We start from the raw sequence: 5,876 nt of genomic DNA, 5'->3' as shown, positions 1-5,876 counted from the left end.
CGCCCGCCCCCGAACGGACCGGAGGACGTTCCTCCCCTCCCCGAGCCCCGGGCCATCAGCATGAAGCAGGCCACGAGGAGGAAGAGGGGAAGGAACCACAGCACACCACTCGCGAACCGCATGTCCGATCACACCCCCTGGACGCACGCGCCGCCTCTCGTCGGAGCGCGGCGTCGTGGAGGCGTTGTGCCCGCGCGTACGCGGCCCAAGCCGGTGGCGGCGGTCCGTTGCACGGTCCGTACATACCGCCCGGACGGCCGCCCGCACGGCGCCCGCCCAACCTCCGCCCGACGCCCGCCCCGCTTCCGTCCCTCGCCCTAGCCCCGCGGTACCGCCCCGCTGCCCGCCCGTACGACCTCCGCCGTGACCCGCACGGTGCCGGTCTCGCGGAACCGCAGCACCAGCGGGAGCCGGTCGCCGACGGCGAGGCGGGGCGGGCGGGTGACCATGATGTCGGTGCCGTGCGGGCTCATCGCGACGACGTCGCGGGCGGGCACGGTCACCGAGCGGAGCATCCGCATGGTCCCCGCCCCGTCCTTGACGACCGTCCGGGCCAGCATGGCGCCGCCCGCCGACGGGGCGGTGACGGACAGCAGTTCGTCGTCCGCGTCGCCCTTGTTGGTGAGCCGCACGAACGCGGCCGTGTCGTCGTCGCCGAAGGGCAGGAGGACGCGGGCGTCCTCCGCGACGACCTCGGCGGGCCGCCCGGCCGCGCCGGACGCCGTCCAGGCGCCGAGGCCGCCGAGGGTCACCACACAGGCGGCGACGGGAACGAGCGCGGCCTTGGCGGCCTGGGCCACGGGGTTGTTCATGCGACGGCCTTCCGGGGACGGGGAGCGCCCTTGCGGGCGGAAGCGGTCGTACGGGCGGAGGCCGGCTGCCAGCCGCGCAGCCGCAGGCTGTTGCCGACGACGAGGAGGGAGCTGACGGACATCGCCGCCGCCGCGACCATCGGGCTGAGCAGCCCCACCGCGGCGAGCGGCACGGTCACCAGGTTGTAGCCGAAGGCCCAGGCGAGGTTGGCGCGTACGGTCAGGGAGGTGCGGCGGGCCAGCCGTACGGCGTCGGCCAGGGCGCCCATGTCCTCGCGGACCAGCGTCACGTCGGCCGCGCCGATGGCCGCGTCGGTGCCGCTGCCCATGGCGATGCCGAGGTCGGCGCCGGCCAGGGCGGCCGTGTCGTTGACGCCGTCGCCGATGACGGCGACCCGGTGGCCCTTCTCGCGGAGGGCGCGGACGAGGTCGGCCTTGCCCTCCGGGGTGACCTTGGCGTGCACTTCCGCGATGCCCAGTTCGGCGGCGACGGCCTGTGCGGCCGCCTCGCCGTCGCCGGTGGCCAGCACCGGCCGCAGGCCGAGCCGCTTGAGGTGGTCGACGGCCCGGTAGCTGCCCGCCCGGACGGTGTCGCCCAGGGCGACGACGGCCTCGGCGGTGCCCTCGACCAGGACGGCCACGACCGTCCGGCCGTCCCGCCCGTGGCGCCGTACGGCCTCGGCGAGCGCGTCGGGGAGCCCGTCCGCCTCCGCCCGTACGACCTCGACGCGCTTGCCGTCCACCACGGCCCTCACGCCCACGCCGGCCGTGGCCGTGAACTCCTCGGCGGCGGGCAGCGGCCCGTCCGCCGCGGCCAGCCCGTGGGCGTGCACGGCCCGGCCCACCGGGTGCTCGGAACCGGCCTCGGCCGCCGCCGCGTACCGCAGCGCGGCCTCAGGACCGCAGCCGCCCTCGCGTGCCGCCACCTCGGTCACCGTCATCGAACCGGTGGTCAGGGTGCCGGTCTTGTCCAGCACGACGGTGTCCACCCGGCGCAGCCCCTCCAGCGCCTGCGGTCCGCTGACCAGGATGCCGAGCCCGGCGCCCCGGCCGGTCGCGGCGAGCAGGGCGGTCGGGGTGGCCAGGCCCAGGGCGCAGGGGCAGGCGACGACCAGCACGGCGACGGCCGCGGTGATCGCGGCCTGCGGGGTCGCGCCGGCGCCCAGCCAGAACCCGAGGACCGTGACGGCCACCGCCAGCACGGCCGGGACGAAGACGCCCGCGATCGCGTCGGCGAGGCGCTGCACCCGGGCCTTGCCCGCCTGCGCGTCCTCCACCAGCCGTGTGATCCGGGCCAGTTGGGTATCCGCGCCGACGGCCTCGGCCCGTACCTCCAGCAGGCCGCCGGAGTTGACGGCGCCGCCGATCACGGCCGTGCCGGGGGTGACGTCGACGGGCGCGCTCTCGCCCGTCACCAGGGACAGGTCCAGGGCCGAGGCGCCCGACACCACCGTCCCGTCGGTCGCGACGCGCTCACCGGGCCGGACGAGGAAGCGGTCGCCGACGCGCAGTTCGGCGACGGGGATCCGGCGCTCCTGGCCGTCCGCCGTCCGTACGGCGACGTCCTTGGCTGCGAGGGAGGCGAGCGCCCGCAGCGCCGAGCCGGTGCCGGCCCGCGCCCGGGACTCCAGCAGCCGCCCGGTCAGCACGAACAGCGGGACAGCGACGACCGCTTCGAGGTAGACGTCCGCCGTACCGGGCATGGCCTCGGGCCACAGCGTGAACGGCATCCGCATGTCCGGGTCGCCGGCGCCGCCGAAGAACAGCGCGTAGACGGACCAGGCGTAGGAGGCGAGGACGCCGAGGGAGACGAGGGTGTCCATGGTCGCCGCGGCCCCGCGCAGCCCGCGCAGGGCCTTGGAGTGGAACGGCCAGGCGCCCCACGCGGCGACCGGCGTGGCCAGCGCGAAGCACAGCCACTGCCAGTTGCGGAACTGCAGGCCCGGAGCCATCGACAACACCAGCACCGGTACCGACAGCACGGCGGTGACCAGCAGCCGGACGAGCGGCGACGAACCGGCGCCGGCCGCCCCCGCTTCCTCGTCCGGGGCTTCCTCCGTCTTCGGCCGGGGCAGCTCGGCGGTGAAACCGAGGCCCTCCACCACCGCCATGAGCTCCTCGGCGGTCACGGCGTCCGGGTGGCTGACGCGGGCCCGGCCGGTGGCGAGGTTGACGCTGGCGGTCACGCCCTCCAGCCGGCCGAGCTTCTTCTCGACGCGGTTGACGCACGCGGCACAGGTCATGCCGCCGACGATGATCTCGGTCTCGGCGGCGGAGGCGGCGGAGGCGGCCGAGGCTGTGGTGCTCGTCGCGCTCATCAGTGCCCCATCCCGGGCATGCCGTCCATGCCGCCGCCCCCGCTGCCGCCGTCGCCTTGGCCGGACCCCGGATCGGACGCGCTCCCGCCGCCGGTGCGGTGCATGCCGGGGGAGACGGGACCGGCCGCCGAGCCGACGGCGTAGGCGACCCCGAACAGGGCCGCGAGCAGCAGGACGAAGCCGGACAGGAGACTGTACGGACTGAGGGAATGACGTGCGGTCATCGCCGCATCGTGACATGCCGGAGGCCGATCGCAGCACCGGAAGGCCCCGACGCGGCACGTGAGGATTGTCCCCTCCGCTTCCGGGAACCGCCTCGGCCGGCCGGCCGACTACCTGGAGATACGGCAGGCGTCGTACGGCCCGTCCGGCCTTCGGGGGCACCCCTGGGGGAGGGAAACCCGCACGAATGTACGGGAACTCGCCACTCCTCCCACCCGACTTCCTCACCGTTCACGTTTCACGAGGAGCCCGCACGTGCCGACGCCCGACCCCATACCCCTCTCCGGCCCCGCCTACAAGCGCGACCCCTACCCGCTCTACGCGCGGATGCGCGAAGCCGGCCCGATCCACCGTGTGGTGTTCCCCAGCGGCGTGACCGCCTGGCTCGTCACCGGGTACGCCGCCGCCCAGCGCACCCTCGCCGACCCCCGGCTGGGCAAGAACCACGCCCTGGGCAACGACCGCTGGCGCGCCCGAGCCTCGATCATGCCGGAGCCGCAGCACTCCCGGCTCCAGGTCCACCTCCTCCACCAGGACCCGCCGAAGCACACCGGCATGCGACGGCTGATCACCGACGCCTTCGCCCCGCGCCGCGTCGAGGCGCTGCGGCCCCGCTTCCAGGAGCTGGCGGACGCGCTGGTGGACGAGCTGCCGACGGCGGGCGGCCCGGCGGCCGGCGCCCCCACGGTCGACGACCGAACGGCCGGTACCCCCACGGCCGACGACCCCACGACCGGCGCCCCGCACCACGCGGTCGACCTGGTCGAACACTTCGCCGCCCGCTTCCCCTTCCTGGTCCTCGCCGAGGTCATCGGCCTGCCCCCGCACCTCGCCGCCCGCTTCCGGCGCGAGTGGGGCGGCGTCGTGGCCCCCGTGGGCCCCGCCGACCCCGGCCGCCCCGCCTACGAGGCGCTGCTGCGCGGTCTGGAGGACTACATCGCCGAGGTGGTCGCCGACCGCCGCGCCGCCCCCGACGACGGGCTGCTGAGCCGCCTGGTCGCCGCCCGCGACGCCGGCGAACTCACCCCGGAGGAGCTGGACTCCATGATCTTCCAGCTCCTGGTCGCCGGCCAGGAACCGGTGACCAACCAGATCACCACCGCCCTCGTCGCCCTCTTCCGTCACCCGGAGGCCCTGGAACGGCTGCGCGCCGAACCCGCGCTGATGCCCGCCGCGGTCGAGGAACTGCTCCGCCTGGACGGCGCGTTCGAGCTCACCACCTGGCGTTTCCCGATCGAGGACACCGAGTTGCACGGCACCCGCGTCCCGGCCGGTGACTCCGTGATCGTCTCCCTCTGCGCGGCCGGCCGGGACCCCGAGCGCTTCCCCGACCCGGACACCCTCGACCTCGACCGCGCCCAGGGACCCCACCTCGCCTTCGGGCACGGGATCCACTTCTGTCCCGGAGCCGCCCTCGCCCGGATCGAACTCCAGGTCGCCCTCGGCACCTTGCTCTCCCGCCTGCCCGGCCTGCGCCTGGCCGTACCCGACGAGGAACTCCGCTGGATCCCGGCCGTCCTCGGCCGCGGCACGGCGGAGCTCCCGGTGGCCTACGACGGGCCGCGCTGCCCGTACGGACGGGGGTGACGGCACCGTGACGACCGACATCGCACCGGCGGCCGCCGACACCGCCGTGACGACCGGCAGCGCACCGGCGGCCACCGACACCGCAACCGAGATCCTGCGCCTCCTCCTGCCGTACCACCGGACGACCGGACCGGTGTCCCGGGACCCCGCCGACCACCCCGGGACGCTGCGGCAGATCCGCGACTTCACGGACGCCGGCGACCCCGTCGTCCTCACCCTGCCCGGCTTCCCCTGCAAGTCGCCCAACCCGGCCAAGGTGCTGGGCCACCTGCCCGACGAGGGGGAACGGCTCTCCCTGACCTTCCTCGACCGCCTCTGCGCGCGCGTCGGCGAGGTGTATGAGCCGGGGGCCCGGATCGTCATCTGCTCGGACGGCCACATCTTCGGCGACGTCATCCGCGTCCCGGACGCGCACATCGACGCGTACGGCGACGCCCTCCGCGCCATGATCGACGAGGAGGGCCTGCGCCACCTCGACACCTTCGACCTGCGCGCGGTCCACGGCGACGCCGACCACGACACCAAGCGGCGCCTGGTCACCGAGGCGTACGCGCCGTCCGCCGACGCCCTGCGCGCCCTCGTCCGCGCCGACGAGGAGACCGCCCGCCTGTATCGGGGCATCACCCGCTTCCTCTTCGAGGACACGGCGGACTTCGACGGCAGCCGGTCGGCGCTTCAGCGTGACTGCCGCGCCCGCGCGTACGAGGTGATCGCCCGCAGCCGGGCGTGGGGCGAGCTGATCGCGGAGCACTTTCCGCGGCAGGTGCGGCTGTCGATCCATCCGCAGCCGGTGGGGGCGGAGAAGTTCGGGATCCGGTTGCTGGAGACGGCGGATGCGTGGGCCACGCCGTGGCATACGGTGCTGCTGCTTCAGGCAGGTGTGGCGCGGCTGGTGCGGCGGGAGGAGGCCGAGCGGGTGGGGCGGTTGGTGCGGCGG

General features: G+C 75.3%; 5 protein-coding genes. 2 read left to right on the top strand and 3 right to left on the bottom strand.

Annotation, left to right across the window (positions count from 1 at the left end; translation table 11 throughout):
- Positions 1-317: 317 nt before the first annotated feature.
- From ACSNOK_RS29845 to ACSNOK_RS29835, 3 genes are read right to left on the bottom strand one after another with little or no spacing between them, the layout of a single operon-like run.
- Positions 318-812 (bottom strand): copper chaperone PCu(A)C, encoded by a 495-nt coding sequence (locus ACSNOK_RS29845; protein ID WP_436783921.1) that lies wholly within the window; start codon positions 810-812, stop codon positions 318-320.
- On the bottom strand, positions 809-3,130 hold the full coding sequence (locus ACSNOK_RS29840; protein ID WP_436783920.1) for a heavy metal translocating P-type ATPase: 2,322 nt from the start codon (positions 3,128-3,130) through the stop codon (positions 809-811). Before ACSNOK_RS29840 ends, ACSNOK_RS29845 begins: the two co-directional genes overlap by 4 nt.
- Positions 3,130-3,354: a hypothetical protein gene (locus tag ACSNOK_RS29835; protein WP_436783919.1), complete on the bottom strand. Its 225-nt coding sequence runs from the start codon at positions 3,352-3,354 to the stop codon at positions 3,130-3,132. The genes ACSNOK_RS29840 and ACSNOK_RS29835 overlap by 1 nt, the downstream gene beginning before the upstream one ends.
- Positions 3,355-3,607: 253 nt before the next feature.
- On the opposite strand from ACSNOK_RS29835, the gene ACSNOK_RS29830 reads away from it, so the two are divergent.
- Positions 3,608-4,939, top strand: a complete 1,332-nt coding sequence (locus ACSNOK_RS29830) for a cytochrome P450 family protein (protein ID WP_436783918.1) — start codon at positions 3,608-3,610, stop codon at positions 4,937-4,939.
- Between the two features lie 7 nt (positions 4,940-4,946).
- Positions 4,947-5,876: L-tyrosine/L-tryptophan isonitrile synthase family protein (locus ACSNOK_RS29825; protein ID WP_436783917.1), on the top strand; the 930-nt coding region annotated here is incomplete at its 3' end.

It is taken from the genome of Streptomyces sp. URMC 126 (assembly GCF_051386555.1).
In the GTDB taxonomy this organism is placed as follows: domain Bacteria; phylum Actinomycetota; class Actinomycetes; order Streptomycetales; family Streptomycetaceae; genus Streptomyces.
Note: the sequence above shows the minus strand (reverse complement) of the source record. Positions and strands in the feature narration are given on the sequence as shown.

What these genes read in the sequence shown, in the direction of transcription:
- ACSNOK_RS29845 (WP_436783921.1), bottom strand. Translation starts at nt 812, where the DNA reads ATGAACAACCCCGTGGCCCAGGCCGCCAAGGCCGCGCTCGTTCCCGTC.
- ACSNOK_RS29840 (WP_436783920.1), bottom strand. Translation starts at nt 3,130, where the DNA reads ATGAGCGCGACGAGCACCACAGCCTCGGCCGCCTCCGCCGCCTCCGCC.
- ACSNOK_RS29835 (WP_436783919.1), bottom strand. Translation starts at nt 3,354, where the DNA reads ATGACCGCACGTCATTCCCTCAGTCCGTACAGTCTCCTGTCCGGCTTC.